The sequence below is a fragment of the Pseudomonas sp. G166 genome, assembly GCF_037027455.2.
GTDB lineage: Bacteria > Pseudomonadota > Gammaproteobacteria > Pseudomonadales > Pseudomonadaceae > Aquipseudomonas.
Genome location: NZ_CP146985.1, coordinates 1,996,172 through 2,014,310, shown reverse-complemented (window position 1 = coordinate 2,014,310; position 18,139 = coordinate 1,996,172). Strand labels below are relative to the sequence as shown.

The following is an 18,139-nucleotide window of genomic DNA, read 5'->3' as shown; positions in this document are numbered from 1 at the left end:
TCAATCCTCCGAACATTGCTGTTCCATGTGGGCCAAGGTGTCGAGATACACCTTGGCCTGCTCGCGCAGATCGTCTTGCGTGGCTTGCTCAAGCACGTATTCGAAACACAACCGGGCCTTGCCGATCTTGCCCAGGGCCAGATGGCACTGGCCGGTGTAAAACATCGGTCGGTAGTCGTTCTTGCCTTGGGCAAAAGCGATGGCATACAGGTCGATGGCCTTCTGGTGGTTTTGCTTGAGCTGGTGCACCGCAGCCAGCCCCATCCAGTAATGGCTGTTGTAGAAGTCGTAGATGCACAGGAAGTGAAAGAACTTCTCGGCATCATCCAGCCGCCCTTGTTCGTAGAACTGGAAAGCGAAGGCATAGAGACTGTCCATGTGCTCGTCACTGATGCCTTGCACATCTTTCAACGCCGCACCGCCGAGCATCGCGTCGACGACGTCCTGGGCCACCTGCTCGTCTTGTTTGTTGTCGCGACTCATCAGCCACACTCCTGAAAAAACGCCAGCGTCGCTGACCGATGCCATTGAGCCAAAACGTCGGAGGGCACGCTGCCAAATTGCGCTCATGCTGTTGTTGAAACGCGCAAGAACCTCCTGCCTGGCGAGAATGCTTTTGTGGCGAGGGGATTTCTGTGGGAGCAAGGCTTGCTACCAGGGTTGGGCTGGACCTCAAGCCTGTTCAACCTGCTCCAGCCAGATCAGCAACCGCAGCACTTGCTCGACTTCCTGCACCTGGAGGAAGCTGTAGCGCTGGTGGGTCTTGAAGATGCGTCGGGCCAGTGCGACGTCGTTGATCACCGGCACCCCGACCTCTTTGGCATACGCCCGCACGGCCAGGGCACGCTGGTTGGTTTCCATCAGGGAGATAAACGGCAGCAGCGTGATTTCCGGGCGGAAATACACGCCGATGGCAATGTGAGTGGGGTTGGCGATGATCATGCGTGAGCTGCGCACATCGGATTTGACCTGCTCCGACAACAGCTCCATATGCAGGTCACGGCGGCGGCCCTTGATCTGCGGGTTGCCGTCCTGCTCCTTGTGTTCGCGCTTGACCGAATCCTTGTCCATCATCTGGTCTTTCATGAACAACCAGTATTCGCTGAGGGCATCGAGCACGACGATCAGCAGGACGCACGCCAGGAATGCCAGCACCAGCACCAGCAACAGATGCCCCCAGATCGCGAACAAGTCCGGCGCCTGGACGAACAGTTGGGCAAACAGCAATTGCCGCTGGGTGACCCAGACGAGCCACAGCGCCATGGCAAAACTGCCCAGGTACAACAACGCCTTGAACGTGTCCTTGACGGTGCGCAGGCTGAACAATTTCTTGAAACCATTGATCGGGTTCAACGCGCCAAGATTCAGCTTCAGCGCTTCGCTGGCCAGGGCAAAACCGCTTTGCAGCAGGGCCGGCAAGGCACTGGTCAGCACGCACACCAACAACAACGGCAGCAACGCCTTGAGGCCGACCTGCACCAGCATCGCCGAATACGCTTGCAGGTCCGTGTCAAAATCGCTGGCGATGATGCGCCGGTAGACTTCCATGATCTCGCCCAGCGAGCTGTTGAAAACCATGTAGCTGATGCCACACAAAGTCAGGCAGGTGATGACCAGGTCCTTGGCCTTGAACGTCTGGCCTTTGCGGGCCGCATCCCTGAGGCGCTTGGCGGTAGGTTTTTCAGTCTTCGAGGCGCTGGACGACATGCCCGCCCTCCCCGCCGTCACCCAGATAATCCGCCAGCGCCTCGGACCTCATGCCCATGCGCAGGACTTCATCCGGCAGATGCACGCCGAAATACAACATCAACACCACCAGCGCCACCAGGCTCTTGACCGTCAGCGACACCGAGAAAGCGTTCATCTGCGGCGCATACCGCGAGAGCAAACCGAGCAACGCTTCGCTGACCAGCAAGGTGGCGACCACCGGCGCGCTGATCACCAGGGTCTTGCTCACCAGCCCGTCGAGCACACCATGCAGGGCCGACAGATGCAGCTCGCAGCCTTGGGCCGGCGCGCAGATGCGATAACTGTGACCGACGGTTTCGAGCATCAACAACATGCCGCCACCTTCGAGATAAACCGCCGCCGCAAACAGCTGGAGGAAATTCGCCAACTCCGACGTATCGACACCGTTGGCCGGATCCACCGTGCTGCTGAGCATGGCCCCGCGCTGGTTGTCGATCAGATTGCCCATCGCGTGCAGCACCCAGAACGGCCAGCACAACAGCAACCCCAACAGCACGCCGATACCCGCCTCACGCAACACCAGGCCAAGAAAGGCCACGCTGTCGAGGGCCGGCGCGGGCACGCCGACATAGCGCCAGAACCCCAGCGCGACCAACACAATCACCGCTTGGCGCGCCACGCCTGTCAGCACACCGCTGTTGAGAAACGGCAACATGAAGAAAATCGGCGCCAGACGCGCCACGCCCAATACCGCCGCCGCGAACCAGGCGTACAGCTCGAAGAACAACGTCACCGACATCGGGCTAACCCAACGCCAGGCGAATGACTTCACGACTGAAATCCAGCAGGGTTTCGCCGTACCAGCCCGAGAGCAGAAACAGACACGCGGCGACCGCCAGCAGCTTGAAACCGAACGGCAGCGTCTGTTCCTGTAACTGGGTCACGGTCTGGATCAACCCGACCACCAGGCCGACCACCGTGGCAACGATGATCGGCCAGGCCACCATCAGCAGGATCAGGTACAGGGTCTTGTTACCGGCATAGACCAGCTCGTTCATGGACGTGGGCCTATGCCAGCAGGGTCAGGTATTGCTTGACCAGCCCGGTCGACAGCAGCGCCCAGCCGTCGAGGGCGACAAACAGCACCAGTTTGATCGGCACCGAAATGATCACCGGGCTCATCATCATGCCCAGCGCCAGCAGGATGCTGGAGATCACCAGGTCGACGATCACGAAGGGCAGATACAGGTAGAAACCGATCTTGAAGGCGCTCTTGATTTCGCTCAGGGCATAGGCCGGCAGCAGCGAAAACAACGACGGCGCCAGTTCTTCATCGGCGGGCCAGTCGGCGTCGGTTTCATCCTGGACCACCTGGGCCCGTTCAAAAAAAAGCGCCAGTTCCGGGTCGGTGTACTTGCGCAGATAGTCCTTGTAGCTGCCCAGGCCGTTCTCGGCGAAATTCACCACCGACTCGATATCGGTGAAGGCCACCGCCTCGGTCTTGTAGTAGTCATAGCCCTGCTTCATGACCGGCGTCATGACGAAAATCGCCAGCATCAGCGCAATCGCATTGAGCGCCATGTTCGACGGCACTTGTTGCAGGCCCAAGGCGTTGCGCACGATGACGAAGACGATGGAGAACTTGAGGTAGCAGGTGCCCGCCGCCGCCAGGAACGGCAACAGCGAAGCGAATGCCAGCAGCGCGATCAGCGAGACGTCATTCATCGCCGTCGTTCCGATAGACCTTGAGCAATTCAACACCCAACTGGCCGTCCAACTGCACCAACTCTCCCTGGGCAATCGGCTTGCCGTTGGCACGCACCTCGATGTGTCGCACCGCGTCGTCGGCCAACGGGATCAATTGCCCCGCGATGACTTGCGACAGCGTCGCCAGGTCGGTTTCATGGGTCGCGAGCAGGAACTCCAGGCGCACCGGCAGCGTACCCAGGTCGATATCAACGTCGGGCTCAGGCGTGTTCTCCAGATTGGCGTCGGCCACGGTCGGTTGCATGTGTAAACCCTCTTCGGTAAAGGTGAAAACGCCGAGGCAGCGGTCCGCCAAAAAGCAGCGTTGAGTCCGCTGGGTGATACGCAAGACATCGCCTTCACTCAGGCGTATCCGACTGGCAAGACTCAGGTGACTGACGCCGAGCACCAGCGCCAGGCGCAAGGGCAAATCGTTCAACCATGAGCCGGGTTCCAACGGACCTCGCATAGCGGTGCGGGACGGCAATTGGGTCAACCACACGCGCCCCCGAGGGGCGTCGAGCCATGGCAAGTCATGCGTCGGCAATCGATCCGGGGCCACGCATTCGATGTCCGTCAGCGTGCGGTAATGCAATTCGTCCACCTCCAGTAGCAGGGGCCGCGACACCGTCCGAAACAACTCGACGATGCTCGGTAACGGGCACTCGAGCACCAGCAACGATTGCAAGGTCGGGAGCGTGTGATGCAACCAGTCACGGGCCAGGATCAGCCCCTGCCAATGCGTGCCGTCACCTTCTGCGCAAAAGCCCAGGTAGCCGGGGCGCACCGGCACCTTGGCCGAACCCGCGTCCCGACCGGCGCGCCGCCAGCGTTGAATCGCCTGTGCGTGGGCATGGACGACAGAATCGATCCGACGGAGCCGCAATGCGCTCACGCTTCAAACCCGGACTGTTCGTCCTGATCTTCATCCGGCTGCTGCTGTGAACCCTGGCGCTGCTGCTCGCCACCGCTGTCAGCCAGCCGCCAGGCAGGTTCCCGGGCCAGTTCGAAAGGCGCCTTGAGTTGCTCGAACACCAGGGCATTGCTGGGGCTGAGCGTCAGTTGCCGAGTGGGTTCCTCGGGCAGCCGACTGATCGTCACTTGCCCGCTGGCCGCCCCTCTGTTGAAAGGCACTTGCAGCAAGCCCCGGTCGGCACCCGACAAGGGCTCGACCATGACCTCGGGCGCTGGCAGCGCTGCCGATGTTGCCGCTGGCGGGATCGATGCAGGGGCAACCGAAGGAGCATGGCGCGTGCCGTGAAAGCTCTGCGGCGCTTGGGGTAACGGCTCATCTAAGCGCGGCATCGAGCGCGTATCGGGAGCGGTGAAAGGCTCGAGCGTCATCGGCTCGATCGACGCTGGGGATGTCGGCGCCGCCAGGTGATCGCGGGCGGAAGCAACAGGCTCCAGGCGTTGGGGTAACGCCTGTTGTATCGCTTTGTTGAACAGCAGATCGGCGTGTGGAAAAGGCATCGCGTTGCGGGCTGTCGGTGGTGCTCTATCAGGTTCCAGGTCCGTCGTTGTCGGGACAATCGATCGTGCTTCATCGTGATCGACCTCCATCGCCGCCTGGGCCATGTTCATCGAATGCCCCGTCACTGCCCGAGCGATTTCCATCGTCGGTTGTCGCTGCCGAATCAGCGCAACCACAAGATCCAGCACACCTTGCGGCAGCTCATCCTCTTGCACCGGGACGAGTGGGTCTTGCAGCTCATCGATTGGGCCTTCATCGACGGGGTCCAGGGTTTGCACCGGTCGAGCAGGCACCACAGATATTTCTTTCATCGCCGAACCCCGATCATCTCTTCCAGTTCTCGTTCTTCCCGGCGCACCGCTTCAAGCCGCTGCGCACGCAACAGTTGCTGGACCGAGCGCACGTACTTGTCGTGCTTGCGTTGGAGCAAGCGCAGGTGTTCATGCTGCGCCTGCAACTGCTGCTCGACCTGCCGTCATTGCTGCTCCACGCGGTCGCGCTCGACACGCAGCAGATCGATCCGCCGCCGGATCACCGCCTGGGTGCGCAACAGCGCCAACAGTTGCCCGTGCTCCAGCACACAGTCATTGGCCCGATGACTGGCCAACAGGCGTTGCAGCGCAGCCTCCTGTTCCTCGAAGCCACCGCGCTCGGCAAGCAGCGGCTGCAACTGGCGCTGGACCCGCAGCACGGCCTGTTCGCCGCGTTGCCGGCGGAACTGACTGAAAGCCAACAGGCGTCGCTGGTCAGGCAATGATTTCATGCAGACTCCGCAAGGTTTCGTCCGGCGCGCAACACTCGCCTGTCGGCTGGCGCAACCACTGGCTCAGGGCCTCGCGACGCTGCATGGCATGGTCATTGGCCGCGTCCGCGCCCGGGCTGTACTCGCCCATGTCGAGAAAGACCTGCAGTTGCTCAAGACGCGCCAGGGTCTCCCGGGTCGACGCCGCCAGTTGCTGGACCTGCGGCGTGGTGACTTGCGTCGCCACCCGGCTGACGCTGCGCAATACATCGATGGCCGGATAGTGCCCCTTGGCCGCCAGGGCCCGGCTGAGGTAGACGTGGCCGTCGAGAATCGAGCGGATCTCCTCGGCAATCGGGTCCGGTTCATCGTCACTTTCCAACAGCACCGTGTACCAGGCGGTGATGCTGCCGCTCGCCGTCACGCCAGGCCGTTCCAGCAAGCGCGGCAAGGCATCGAACACCGAAGCCGGATAGCCGCGCCGCGCCGGCGCTTCACCAGCCGCCAAGGCCAGGTCGCGGCGGGCGCGGGCGTAGCGGGTCAACGAGTCCAGCAGCAACACCACGCGCTTTCCCTGGTCGCGAAAGTATTCGGCGATGGCCGTGGCTTGCAGCGCCGAGTTGCAGCGGTCCACCGAGGAAAAATCCGAAGTGGCGTACACCACCACGCACCGGGCGCACTTGGGCGACTGGCGCAAATGCTCGATGAACTCGGTCACTTCACGGCCGCGTTCGCCAATCAGGCCGATCACGAACACATCCGCATCCGTGTGTTCGATCAGCATATTGATCAAGGTGGTCTTGCCGGAGCCGGCGGCGGCAAAAATGCCGATGCGCTGGCCGACACCGCAGGTCAGCAAGCCGTCGATCACGCGAATACCGGTGCTCAAGGGTTCCGCCACCGGGCGCCGTTGCTGGTACGTCGGCGGGTCGGCATCCACCGGGCGGTTCTGTTGCGCCACCGCCGTCGACGGTGCCAGGCGCTCGACGATCATGCCCTGGGGATCCACCACGCTGCCGAGCAAGGCATCACTACAAGTCAGCTGCAGGATCGCGCCCGTGGGCACGATCATCGACTCCCGGGACAAGCCTTTGGCATCGCCCAGCAAACTGAGCAAAACCACGCCGGGTTTGAAGCCGATGACCTGCGCCCGCGCAGTGACCTCGGGCGAGCGCCAATGCCGGCGCACGTCACAGACTTCGCCGATCACCACCCCGTCCAGCGCCGCTTCGATCAAGGGCCCGCTCAAACGCAAGGGGTGGACGGCCTGCCTTTCCAGTCGCAGGCTCATCGAGCGGCGATATCCATCGGTACCATTTACAGGGTTTCCTCACAGGGTTTTGATGACATTGACCGAGACGGTCTCGGAGATTTCGCCGAACGACATCACGTCCAGCTCCCGGAAGCGTCCCTCGATCAGTTTCTTGATGTAGCGCCGCACATCCACCGAACACAGCAGCACCATGTCCTTGTGGGCGATGTGCACACTGTCCAGACCGACACTGAGACGGTCCATCAGGTCCTCGGACTCGGCCGGTTCCAGGTTGAGGAAACTGCCGCCCGAGGTTTGCCGGATGCCCCGGCGCACCACGTCTTCGAACTCCGCCGACAGCAACAGCACCCGCAGGTCATTGCCCTGGGCAAACTTGTTGCTGATGTAGCGGGCCATCGCGCCGCGTACGTGCTCGACCAGCGCCAGCACGTCCTTTTCCCGGGAGGCCCAATGGGCGAGGGATTCGAGGATGAGCTTCATGTTGCGCACGGAAATACGCTCGCCAATCAGGCGTTGGAGTACTTCGGCGATCTTCTGCACCGTGACGTGGCGATAGACTTCCTTGAGCAGGTCGGGGTAGCGCGCCTCCATTTCGTCGAGCAACTGCTTGGTTTCCTGCACGCCGAAGAATTCCTGGATGTTGCGCGCCAGCAGCGTGACCAGGCAGCGATAGCATTCCTCGTCCGCCGGGCGCAGGTGATAGCCCAACTGTTGCACCCGCTCGCGGTCGGCCGCGCTGACCCAGACGCCGCCCAGGCGATTGCTGTCGTTGCCGCGCACCAGGGCAAAACCCAAGGGTTCCAGTTCCGGGGAATAGTCCAGCAGGCGCCAGTGCTCGAAATGAATATCGAACTGCTCGGCGCGCACCTCATTGATCAGCACCGCCACTTGATGGGCCGGCAGTGCTTCGCTGGCCCGTAGCTGCGGTTCGGGAATGCGCAGTCCGTAATCGACGAAGAACTGGCTGCGAAAGCGCGCGGCCCAACGGTCCTTCTCCAACGCTTGCAGGCGCGCGGTGGGCACCAGCAACATCAGGGCGACGGTTTCGGTGGCAATGTTGTCGATATCCTCCAGCAACCCGGAATCGCTCGGCAACGCGTCCTGCTCGGCGGGTGCGGCACGGCTTTCCCCCGAGCCGGCCGGACGCGAGGATCGGCGATGGCGCACAAACACCACCAGCCCCAGCACACTGGCGATCGACAAAAAGGTCAGCAGCGGAAAACCCGGCAACAGGCCCACGCCCACCGCCAGCAACGCGGTGACGCCGAGGACGAACGGGTTACCCAGCATCTGGGCGAGCATGTTGCGCCCCAGGTTGCTGTCATCGCCATTGACGCGAGTGACGATGAAGCCGGCGCCGATGGCGATCAGCAGCGCGGGGATCTGCGCAACCAGACCATCGCCGATGGTCAACAGGGTGTAGGTCGACAGGGCCGTGGACATGTCCATGCCCAGTTGCCCGACACCGATGGCCATGCCGCCGATGAAGTTGACGAAGATAATGATGATGCCGGCGATGGCATCGCCCTTGATGAATTTCATCGCCCCGTCGAAAGACCCGTACAACTGGCTTTCACGCTCCAGCACGCTGCGCTTTTCCCGGGCCTGGGCCGCGTCGATGGCGCCGGCCTTGAGGTCACCGTCGATGCTCATCTGCTTGCCGGGCATGCCGTCCAGGGAGAAACGCGCCGCTACTTCGGCGACCCGCTCCGAGCCTTTGGTGATGACGATGAACTGGACAATGGTGACGATGGAAAAAATCACGAAGCCCACCACCAGGCTTTCGCCGATGACGAAGTCACCGAACGACGCAATGATCTCACCGGCATCGGCCTGACTGAGAATCAAGCGGCTGGTGCTGATCGACAGCGCCAGGCGAAACAGCGTCGTCAACAGCAGCAACGCCGGGAACGTCGAATAGCTGAGGATGCGCTCGATGTAGAACGAGCCCATGAACACCAACAGCGAGATGACGATGTTCAGGCCGATGAGAAAATCCACCAGCACCGTCGGCAGCGGGATGATCAGCATGGCAATGATCATCACCATCAATGTCAGGATCAGCAGCTCCGGGCGAGCACCGACGTTGCGCAGAAATACATTGAGCATTCAGGCCTGGCTCCGGGACAACATCATGGATGGCCGCCGGCGCGGAGCTGGTCGATGCACTCGTGGGCATAGGCCACGTCCGCCAGGCGGGTGAATTGCGTGGCCAGGCGCAACGGCGCGTCTTCGTCGGCAAACAGGGGCGGTGGCAATTGCAGGCTGAGCCGGCGCACGGTCTGGAGCAGCATCGAACGCTCACGGTGGGCACTGAGCAGCACACCCTCCCCCAACACCCCGAGTAACAGCTGGTCGAGTTCATCGGGGTAGGTCAACACGCCGAACAGGAATACCAGCCAGTCGGACTCATCGGGGTTGTGCCGACAGATGAGTGCATCGCCGAGCAGTGCGCCGATAAACAACTCATCGGCTGAACGCAGGCGTTTGAGGTCGATCACCCGGGCCAGCAGTTGGCCGAACTCGGCGCGCGAGCAACTGGGGTCCTGGGCGCTGATATCGGTGAGCAGCGCGGCTTCGATGAAGGCCAGCACATTCATGCGTTGTGCCGGGCCGTACAGGGCAATCCAGTCCTGGTAACAACTGAGCGGACCGTCGTCGGACTCGAGGAAATCCCGGTAAGTCTCGCGCAACAGCCCGGCACGCACCGCCATGGCCGCACCGAACAACCTGGCCTTGAGCGCGGCGTTGATCCCGGCGTTCATACGCTTGGGAGAGCCTTGGGCAATCACCGTCTGCAAGAGCGTTTCGAGTCGCTGCCGTGTGCGCGTTTCCAATGTCCTTCGGCGCAACAACGCCCGCAGCACCAGCGCCAGGTCGCTGTCATCGGGGAACAGTTGTCGCGCCATTTGCAGCAACCAGGTGACGGGTTTATCCGCCAGCCGCGCCAGGCTCAGTACCTGCCGCGCCTTGGGCACGGTGTCGTCCTCCAGCACGCGCTCGAAGGTATCGGTCAGCCCCTCCGACTTTTGCTCGAACAAGCGCCGGCCTCGAAATTGCGTCAGCGCCGCTGACAACTCGTCGCTGATCTGCACGAGGCGCTGCGCCACCGCCGCCGTCGCGCCGTCATCCAGCCCTGTCTCGGCCTCTATCGGCGGCTGCGGATGTTCGGCGGCCTTCTCGGTATTCAGCCGGGCCTGGGCCGCTCGGCCACCCAGGGAGATCGGCGGCAGGATCATGGTTCTGACAGTCGAAAATAGGAGCGGCGCAGACGCTCATACTGCTCCGGGCTCAGCAACTGCGCGCCGTGTTCGACGGTGGCGGGTTCAAAACCGTCGCGAATCTCCTTGGGCTGGATCAGGAACACCCGCACGGTGTTGGCCGAGCGGCTCTGGCGATAGCTGAACAAGCGTCCGATCCACGGAATCGACCCCAACACCGGTACGCGCCCGATTTGCTCGCCGTGGTCATCGCGGGTGAAGCCGCCCACCAGCAGACTCTTGCCCTGGGGCACCCGCGCCACCGTACTGATGCGGGTACGGCCGACCGTCGGCAACGCGCCCTGGTGCTCCCCCTGGCCGGGATTCTCCACTTCGTTGCCGTCCTCGATATTGAGCGACATTTCGATCTCGTCCGCCTGGGCGAACCGGGGCAGTACGCTCACCAGCGTGCCGTAGGTCACATGCTGCAAGTCGACGCTGCGCTCCCCGACCAGCGGGGCATAAAACGTGCGATTGTTGTCGAAAATCGCCGGCACGTTCTCCTGCGTCAGGATGACCGGGCGCGAGACCACGTTCGCTCGCTGGGTCCGCTCCATCGCCATGACCTGGGTCACGAACGACGCGCCATCGAGGGTGGTCGCCGAGCCAGCGTTGAGGGATGCGCTGAAGGTGCCCCCGGATTTCACGGCGCCTTGCCAGTTGATGCCCAACTGATTGAGTTCATCCTTGTGCAGATCGATGATCCACAACGACAACTCGACGTGGCGTTTCGGCGTGTCCAGGGCATCGACCAGGTTTTCGATAAAACGCACCTGCTCCGGCAGCCCCTTGACCAACAGGCTGTTGGTGTCCGGGTAGGCCACCACCCGGATATTGCCGGCGGCCACCTCTCGGGCAATGACGCGCGGCGCCATTGGATCTTGCTCCGAGGCTGTGTTCGCCAGGCCCTCCAGGGGAAACACCGGCATCGACCCGGGCGGTCGCTGACCAGGAGCTTGCGCCACCGCCGGCTCGACCTCGTGCTTTTCACCGCGCAACAGTTGCTCGATCACGGTCGCCAGTCCGGGGATGATCACTTTGTCATCACGTAGCTCATATTTGCGGTCACTGACGAAGGTATTGCGCACATGGATCACGCCAATCTGCTGCTTGCCGAGCAACAGTTCGGAGCGCTGGTTGTCCATCAACCCGGCCGCTTGCAGCACCAGATCAACGTAGATGGGCGGTCCGGAGACGTGAAACGTGCGCAATCCATCATTGCGTAGCGGATAGCGGGCATCATGCAGCCCGGACTGTTTGAGAAACCCCAGCAGCTTGGCCACGGTCAAGGTCTGCAAGGACGCCATGGAGCTTTTGATTTCCGAGGCGTCATACAGATAAATCGCCTGGCCATCGCTGTACCAGATCAGCCCCATCTGCGCGCTGACTCGTTCAAAAGTCCGTTGTGGCGTGCGCAGATCGAACGTACCGCCAATCCGCTTGGTCGCGGCGGCCTTGCTGACAACGACCGGCTTGCCCAACGACCCGGACAGTTCACTGAAGAAGGTCCGCGCGCTCTGTTCACGGGCTTCGAAGGTATAGACATCGGCTCGCACGACAATGGGTGCGAGCAGCAACACCGTGCTCAAGCAGACGGACAACAGGGGCAGGGATACCCATCGGCGGCTCATCGGATCAATGACCGGAAAGGTAGGTGATGTCGGCGAGATTGCTCGGCGCGAAGCCCACCAATTCGCGGACTTCCTTGGAGAAATGCGAAGAAGAGGCAAAGCCGAACTCCAGTGCCACATCGGTCAGCGAGCCGTCCTGAAGGCTCATGTTCAACAACGCCTGGGCGGTGCGCCAGCCACGCAGGGCCGGCTTGGCCGCACTGCCCAGGGCCTGTCGGCAAAGCCTTCGAAAATGCGAAACCGATACGCCGTAGCGCTGCGCCAGGGTGTTGAGTTTTTCGCTGCGAGTGCCTTGTTCCAACAAAAACCGCACGAGCCCGTAGCTCTCGTGATGACGCAACAGGTTGGCGACCGCGTGATAATCCGAGGTACCGCCCATCGCTTGCTCGATGTACCAGCGCTCGAGCCGTTCCCCGGATCGGACGATCTCATCCGCCACCGGCAACACCGCCCACGGCGCAACCTCAGCCCTTTGTTCGGCGAAGGCATCGCTCATGTCGAAAAAAGCCTGCAGCTTCACCAGCGACGCGGCGCACACAGGCAATACATGCAGCTCGCCGCCCGTGAACGCCAGCGAATCGCGCAGCACCACCAGCCCTTGCCAACCGACCGGCAGGCAGCGATCGAGCCCAAGTCCCGCGGCGCTCAGTTGAACCGGGCTTTGGGCGACACGCAGGTGCAGCACGCGTTCGCGCAGATCAGGCCATGCCGTGGCGCGAAATGATTTGTTTTGCACAGCCGTCTCCTTTGTTACGTGGCGGTTCAAGGAGCGACAGGATGAAAGACACGGCGCCTTGAATCCTGATGGAAAGGTGATGAGGCGTCGGGCTGGCATATGCCTTGCACCATTAGAGTTCATCGGCGCCCATACCAACGGCGGAATGCGTGCCACACTAGTTTTTAGGGACAACGGCGTCGTCATCCGGCCCTGCTCTGGCAGCCGTCCGGGTACGGCGCTTTTTTATGTAGAAGGTGATGCGCGATGAATGAAGTTCCAGCCAACCCCCTGGCCTGGGTCAACGGCAGCGATGCCCCGGAAAAGAGCGCGGTCAACCTTGGTTTCATGGCCTTGAGTGATTGCGCGCCGGTGGTGGTGGCCGCCACCCAGGGTTTCGCCCAACCTTACGGCCTGACCCTGAACCTCAAGCGCCAGACGTCCTGGGCCAACCTGCGGGACAAGCTGGTCAGCGGTGAAATCGACGCCGCCCACAGCCTGTACGGCCTGATCTATGCGGTGCACCTGGGCATCGGCGGCGTGGCACCGACCGACATGGCTGTACTGATGGGCCTGAACCAGAACGGCCAGAGCATCAACCTGTCCCATGGCCTCCAGGCCCAGGGCGTGACCAGTCCTGAGGCACTGGAGCACCACGTGCACCAAACTCGCCCGAAACTGACCTTCGCCCAGACTTTCCCCACCGGCACCCACGCCATGTGGCTCTATTACTGGCTCGCCGCCCAGGGCATCCACCCCCTGACGGATGTCGACAGCGTGGTGGTGCCGCCGCCGCAAATGATCGCCCACCTGCAAGCCGGGCGTATCGACGGGTTCTGCGTCGGCGAACCCTGGTGCGCCAGCGCGGTGAAACAGAACCTGGGCTTCACCCTGGCGACCACCCAGACCATCTGGCCCGATCACCCGGAAAAAGTCCTCGGCTGCACCCGCGCGTTCGTCGAGCAGTACCCCAATACCGCCCGGGCACTGGTGATGGCGATCCTCGAAGCCAGCCGCTTCATCGAACAAAGCCCCGAGAACCGTCGCAGCACCGCGCAACTGTTGAGTGCGCCCGAATACCTCGACGCGCCACTGGATTGCATCGAACCCCGGCTGCTGGGGATCTACGCCGATGGCCTGGGCAACAGCTGGCAGGACCCTCACGCGATGCGCTTTCATGGCAACGGCGAGGTGAACCTGCCGTATCTGTCCGATGGCATGTGGTTCATGACGCAGTTCCGTCGTTGGGGCCTGCTGCGCGAAGACCCGGACTACCTGGCCGTGGCGCAGCAGGTCCAGCAACTCAAGCTGTACCGTGAAGCCTGCGCGGCGCTGGACATCGCGGCTCCACACCTGAACATGCGCAGCAGCCAACTGATCGACGGCATCACCTGGGACGGCTCGGATCCGGCCGGGTACGCCCGCAGCTTCAAACTGCACGCCTTGAGCGATGCGGCTCCCCTTCTCGCCAGCCGCTGACAGGAGCCTCGACCATGCTGCGTATCCTGCTGATCAACGACACGGCGAAAAAAGTCGGCCGCCTCAAGGCCGCCCTGATTGAGGCCGGATTCGAAGTCATCGACGAATCCGGCTTGACCATTGACCTGCCGGCACGCGTCGAAACGGTGCGTCCGGACGTGATTCTGATCGATACCGAGTCACCCGGGCGCGATGTGATGGAACAAGTGGTGCTGGTCAGCCGCGACCAACCACGACCGATCGTCATGTTTACCGACGAGCACGACCCGGATGTGATGCGCCAGGCAATCAAGTCGGGCGTGAGCGCCTACATCGTCGAAGGCATCCACGCCGCGCGCCTGCAACCGATCCTCGATGTGGCCATGGCCCGCTTCGAAAGCGACCAGGCCCTGCGCGCCCAGCTCCTGGCCCGGGACCAGCAATTGGCCGAACGCAAGCGCATCGAACTGGCCAAGGGCATGCTGATGAAAATGAAGGAATGCAACGAGGAGCAGGCCTACACCTTGATGCGCCGCCAGGCCATGAGCCGCCAGCAGAAGCTGATCCAGGTGGCGGAACAGATCATTGCCATGAATGAGTTGCTGGGCTGAAAGCCCTGTAGCGCCTGGGCTGGCGCCATCGCGAGCAAGCTCGCTCTCACAGGGTACGGGGTAAATAAAAGATTTGCGAACGCCCCCAATCAACTGTGGGAGCGAGCTTGCTCGCGATAGCGGTTGTGCATCCAACATCAATATCGACTGACCCGCCGCCATCGCGAGCAAGCTCGCTCCCACAAGGTTTGCGGGGGTGAACACGATATTTGCGAACACCTCCGATCAACTGTGGGAGCGAGCCTGCTCGCGATAAGGCTCCCCCCCAATCTCTCGGGTTGGCACAGATCTCGCTTAAGCAAACCCACAGGTAACCAACGGCGGTTGCCCCACCTACGACAAAGACGTCGCACACCCTCCTTGCCTCTCTGGCGATCCGGGTTGCGGCGTTTTTTTGTTTTGGCCCCTCGGGGCCGGTGGTGCGACCACAGACGGCGCACTGCTCAAAGCACTGACTCATTTCTCGAGACTTTTACAGCTGAGGTGCGCGATGAATTCAAGCTTCTGGAAATCCGGCCATACCCCGACACTGTTCGCGGCCTTCCTCTATTTCGACCTGAGTTTCATGGTCTGGTACCTGCTCGGCCCACTGGCGGTGCAGATCTCCGCCGACCTGCACCTGACCACCCAACAACGCGGCCTGATGGTGGCGACGCCGATCCTGGCTGGCGCCGTATTGCGCTTGTTCATGGGCCTGCTGGCCGATCGGATTTCACCAAAGACCGCCGGCATGGTGGGCCAGGTGATTGTGATCAGCGCGCTGTTCTGCGCCTGGAAACTGGGCATCCACAGCTATGAACAAGCCCTGCTGCTGGGCCTGTTCCTGGGCGTGGCCGGTGCTTCGTTCGCCGTGGCCCTGCCGCTGGCGTCCCAGTGGTATCCGCCACAGCATCAGGGCAAGGCCATGGGTATTGCCGGTGCTGGTAACTCGGGCACCGTGCTCGCCGCGTTGATCGCCCCGGTCATGGCGGTGGCCTTCGGCTGGACCAACGTGTTCGGCTTCGCGCTGATCCCGCTGGTGCTGACCCTGGTGCTCTTCGCCTGGCTGGCCAAGAACGCCCCCGAGCGGCCGAAAGCCAAATCCATGGCCGACTACCTCAAGGCCCTGGGCGACCGTGACAGCTGGTGGTTCATGTTCTTCTACAGCGTGACCTTTGGCGGTTTCATCGGCCTGGCCAGTGCCCTGCCCGGCTACTTCAACGACCAATATGGCCTGAGCCCGGTAACCGCCGGCTACTACACCGCCGCCTGCGTCTTCGGTGGCAGCCTGATGCGGCCACTAGGCGGCGCCCTGGCCGATCGTTTCGGCGGCATCCGCACCTTGCTCGGCATGTACACCGTAGCGGCAGTCTGCATCGCGGCGGTGGGCTTCAACCTGCCAAGTTCCTATGCGGCCCTGGCCCTGTTCGTCTGCACCATGCTCGGTCTCGGTGCAGGCAACGGCGCGGTGTTCCAACTGGTGCCACAACGCTTCCGCCGCGAAATCGGCGTGATGACCGGGCTGATCGGCATGGCCGGCGGCATCGGTGGCTTCGCCCTCGCGGCGGGCATGGGCGCGATCAAGCAGAGCACCGGCAGCTATCAACTGGCGCTGTGGTTGTTCGCCAGCCTCGGTGTCCTGGCCTGGTTCGGCCTGCACGGTGTAAAGCGTCGCTGGAGGACCACTTGGGGTTCGGCCGCTGTCACCGCTGCTCGGGTATAACCTGCAACCATGAGCCTGCAACTGAGTTTCGCCGAAGCCAGCGCCATCGGCCCACGGGAAGAGAACCAGGACGCCTTGCGCCTGGTCACCCCGGCCCCGGCCCTGGCCGCCAGCAAGGGATACCTGTTCGCCATCGCCGACGGCGTGAGCCAATGCGCCGATGGCGGGCTGGCCGCCCGTTCGACCTTGCAGGCCCTGGCCCTGGACTACTACGCCACGCCACAGACCTGGGGCGTGGCCCAAGCGCTGGACCGCTTGTTGCTGGCGCAGAATCGCTGGTTGCAGGCCAACGGTGGCGGGCAGCCGCTGCTCACCACCGTCAGCGCCCTGGTCCTGCGCGGTCGGCGCTTCACCCTCGCGCATGTCGGTGATTGCCGGGTCTACCGCTGGCACGCCGACCAGTTGCAACGGGTCAGCGAAGACCACGTCTGGGAACAACAGGGCATGCAACATGTGCTCAAGCGTGCCCTGGGCCTGGATCAACACCTGATCCTGGACTTTCTCGACGGCGAACTGCGCACCGACGAAACCTTCGTCCTGCTCAGCGACGGGGTCTGGGCGGTCCTGGGGGACACGGCCATCGCCGGCATCCTTCGCGACCAGCCGGACCTCGACCTCGCAGCGCAGACACTGGTCAACGCCGCGCACCTGGCCGGTAGCCAGGACAACGCCAGCGCCCTGTTGGTGCGAGTCGATGCGTTGGGTGAAGCGAGCATCGGCGATGCACTGATCCAATTGCAGCAATGGCCCCTGCCGCCGGCGCTGAAACCGGGCCAGGTGTTCGAAGGCTGGCAGATCGAAGGCCTGCTCGGCCAGAGCCAACAATCATTGCTCTACCGGGTACACGACGGTCAGGGCCAGCCGTGGCTGCTGAAAACCTTGCCCGGGCAGCTACGGGACGACACCCGGGCTGGCCAGGCATTGCTGTCGGAAGAATGGTTTCTCAAACGGGTCGCGGGGCGACAGTTTCCCGAGGTCCATGGCGTTCCCCAGCGTCAGCATTTGTACTACGTGATGCGCGAATACTCGGGCATGACCCTGGCCGAGCTGTTCAACCAGGACGGGCCACTACCTCTCGCCCAATGGTTGGAGTTGGCGCAACGGCTGGTGCGGGCGGTGGGCCTGCTGCATCGAAGGCAGATCTACCACCGCGACATCAAGCCGGAAAACCTGCACCTGGGCGATGACGGGGAGTTGCGTTTGCTGGATTTCGGCCTGGCGTACTGCCCGGGCCTGTCCGAAGACCAGGCCAACGTGCTGCCCGGCACACCCAGCTATATAGCGCCGGAAGCCTTCGGTGGCACCGCGCCGACCGCGCAACAGGATTTATATGCCGTCGGCGTGACCTTGTATTTTCTGCTGACTGGGCATTATCCCTACGGCGAAATCGAAGCATTCCAGCGCCCGCGCTTTGGCGTGCCGGTCAATGCCAGTCGCTATCGGCCAGACCTGGCCGAATGGCTCGGGCAAAGCCTGGAACGTGCCGTCGAGGCCGATCCGCAGCAGCGCTTTGAAACCGCCGAGGAATGGTTGTTGCTGCTGGAACAGGGCGAACGCCGCAGCTTGGGCGTAAGGCCCCGGCCGCTGCTGGAAAGAGAACCGCTGAAGGTCTGGCGGACGTTGGCGCTGGCGTCTTTGGTGGTGAACATCGTGCTGCTGTTTTTGGTGTTTCATGGCTGAGATCCAGTCGCGCCCATCGCGAGCAAGCTCGCTCCCACAGGTTTTGTGGCCACCACAGATCCAATGTGGGAGCGAGCTTGCTCGCGATGGCGGCCTATCTGCCACTACCAAGCTATCGGCTACCACGCTCCATTACCGGGCAACACGCTTTGATTCGG

The 18,139-nt window shown here is 62.5% G+C and carries 16 protein-coding genes and 1 pseudogene; 4 read left to right on the top strand and 13 right to left on the bottom strand.

Going from position 1 to position 18,139, the window contains the following annotated elements; translation table 11 throughout:
* The 13 genes and pseudogenes from sicA to SGN16_RS08990 all read right to left on the bottom strand — a co-directional run bounded on the left by sicA (nt 1) and on the right by SGN16_RS08990 (nt 12,551).
* Nucleotides 1–483 carry a type III secretion system translocator chaperone SicA gene (gene sicA, locus SGN16_RS09050; protein ID WP_210643613.1) on the bottom strand — a complete coding sequence of 161 codons (483 nt, stop codon included), beginning with the start codon at nt 481–483 and terminating at the stop codon, nt 1–3.
* A gap of 189 nt (nt 484–672) precedes the next feature.
* Nucleotides 673–1,707, bottom strand: coding sequence for an EscU/YscU/HrcU family type III secretion system export apparatus switch protein (locus SGN16_RS09045; protein WP_335944901.1), 1,035 nt, complete (start codon nt 1,705–1,707; stop codon nt 673–675).
* Complete coding sequence (sctT, locus tag SGN16_RS09040; RefSeq protein WP_335944948.1) at nt 1,682–2,488, bottom strand: type III secretion system export apparatus subunit SctT; 807 nt, start codon at nt 2,486–2,488, stop codon at nt 1,682–1,684. The genes SGN16_RS09045 and sctT overlap by 26 nt, the downstream gene beginning before the upstream one ends.
* A gap of 4 nt (nt 2,489–2,492) precedes the next feature.
* Entirely contained in the window at nt 2,493–2,747 is a 255-nt protein-coding gene (locus SGN16_RS09035) for an EscS/YscS/HrcS family type III secretion system export apparatus protein (protein ID WP_210643611.1), read from the bottom strand.
* Between the two features lie 10 nt (nt 2,748–2,757).
* A complete protein-coding gene (locus SGN16_RS09030) occupies nt 2,758–3,414 on the bottom strand; it encodes an EscR/YscR/HrcR family type III secretion system export apparatus protein (RefSeq protein WP_335944902.1) in 657 nt (218 codons plus the stop codon).
* Nucleotides 3,407–4,330, bottom strand: a complete 924-nt coding sequence (locus tag SGN16_RS09025; RefSeq protein ID WP_335944903.1) for a FliM/FliN family flagellar motor switch protein — start codon at nt 4,328–4,330, stop codon at nt 3,407–3,409. The genes SGN16_RS09030 and SGN16_RS09025 overlap by 8 nt, the downstream gene beginning before the upstream one ends.
* Nucleotides 4,327–5,220 (bottom strand): type III secretion effector protein, encoded by an 894-nt coding sequence (locus SGN16_RS09020; protein WP_335944904.1) that lies wholly within the window; start codon nt 5,218–5,220, stop codon nt 4,327–4,329. Before SGN16_RS09020 ends, SGN16_RS09025 begins: the two co-directional genes overlap by 4 nt.
* Nucleotides 5,217–5,672, bottom strand: a pseudogene (locus SGN16_RS09015) (type III secretion protein). The gene SGN16_RS09020 and the pseudogene SGN16_RS09015 overlap by 4 nt, the downstream one beginning before the upstream one ends.
* Complete coding sequence (gene sctN, locus SGN16_RS09010) at nt 5,656–6,942, bottom strand: type III secretion system ATPase SctN (protein ID WP_335944905.1); 1,287 nt, start codon at nt 6,940–6,942, stop codon at nt 5,656–5,658. The pseudogene SGN16_RS09015 and the gene sctN overlap by 17 nt, the downstream one beginning before the upstream one ends.
* Nucleotides 6,943–6,981: 39 nt before the next feature.
* The gene (locus SGN16_RS09005; RefSeq protein ID WP_335944906.1) at nt 6,982–9,033 is read right to left on the bottom strand and encodes an EscV/YscV/HrcV family type III secretion system export apparatus protein; all 2,052 of its coding nucleotides are present in this window, start codon (nt 9,031–9,033) and stop codon (nt 6,982–6,984) included.
* A 23-nt stretch (nt 9,034–9,056) separates the two neighbouring features.
* On the bottom strand, nt 9,057–10,163 hold the full coding sequence (gene sctW, locus SGN16_RS09000; protein WP_335944907.1) for a type III secretion system gatekeeper subunit SctW: 1,107 nt from the start codon (nt 10,161–10,163) through the stop codon (nt 9,057–9,059).
* On the bottom strand, nt 10,160–11,815 hold the full coding sequence (sctC, locus tag SGN16_RS08995; RefSeq protein ID WP_335944908.1) for a type III secretion system outer membrane ring subunit SctC: 1,656 nt from the start codon (nt 11,813–11,815) through the stop codon (nt 10,160–10,162). Before sctC ends, sctW begins: the two co-directional genes overlap by 4 nt.
* 4 nt (nt 11,816–11,819) lie before the next feature.
* Nucleotides 11,820–12,551 (bottom strand): helix-turn-helix domain-containing protein, encoded by a 732-nt coding sequence (locus SGN16_RS08990; protein ID WP_210643601.1) that lies wholly within the window; start codon nt 12,549–12,551, stop codon nt 11,820–11,822.
* 246 nt (nt 12,552–12,797) lie between these two features.
* Here SGN16_RS08990 and SGN16_RS08985 point away from each other — a divergent pair, with 246 nt between their 5' ends.
* The 4 genes from SGN16_RS08985 (at nt 12,798) to SGN16_RS08970 (ending at nt 17,981) form a co-directional block, all read left to right on the top strand.
* Nucleotides 12,798–14,009 (top strand): CmpA/NrtA family ABC transporter substrate-binding protein, encoded by a 1,212-nt coding sequence (locus SGN16_RS08985; protein WP_210643600.1) that lies wholly within the window; start codon nt 12,798–12,800, stop codon nt 14,007–14,009.
* Between the two features lie 14 nt (nt 14,010–14,023).
* On the top strand, nt 14,024–14,599 hold the full coding sequence (locus SGN16_RS08980) for an ANTAR domain-containing protein (RefSeq protein ID WP_025212689.1): 576 nt from the start codon (nt 14,024–14,026) through the stop codon (nt 14,597–14,599).
* 490 nt (nt 14,600–15,089) lie between these two features.
* Nucleotides 15,090–16,301, top strand: coding sequence for a nitrate/nitrite transporter (locus tag SGN16_RS08975; RefSeq protein ID WP_003199537.1), 1,212 nt, complete (start codon nt 15,090–15,092; stop codon nt 16,299–16,301).
* Between the two features lie 9 nt (nt 16,302–16,310).
* The gene (locus SGN16_RS08970; protein WP_210643599.1) at nt 16,311–17,981 is read left to right on the top strand and encodes a bifunctional protein-serine/threonine kinase/phosphatase; all 1,671 of its coding nucleotides are present in this window, start codon (nt 16,311–16,313) and stop codon (nt 17,979–17,981) included.
* Nucleotides 17,982–18,139: the final 158 nt, after the last annotated feature.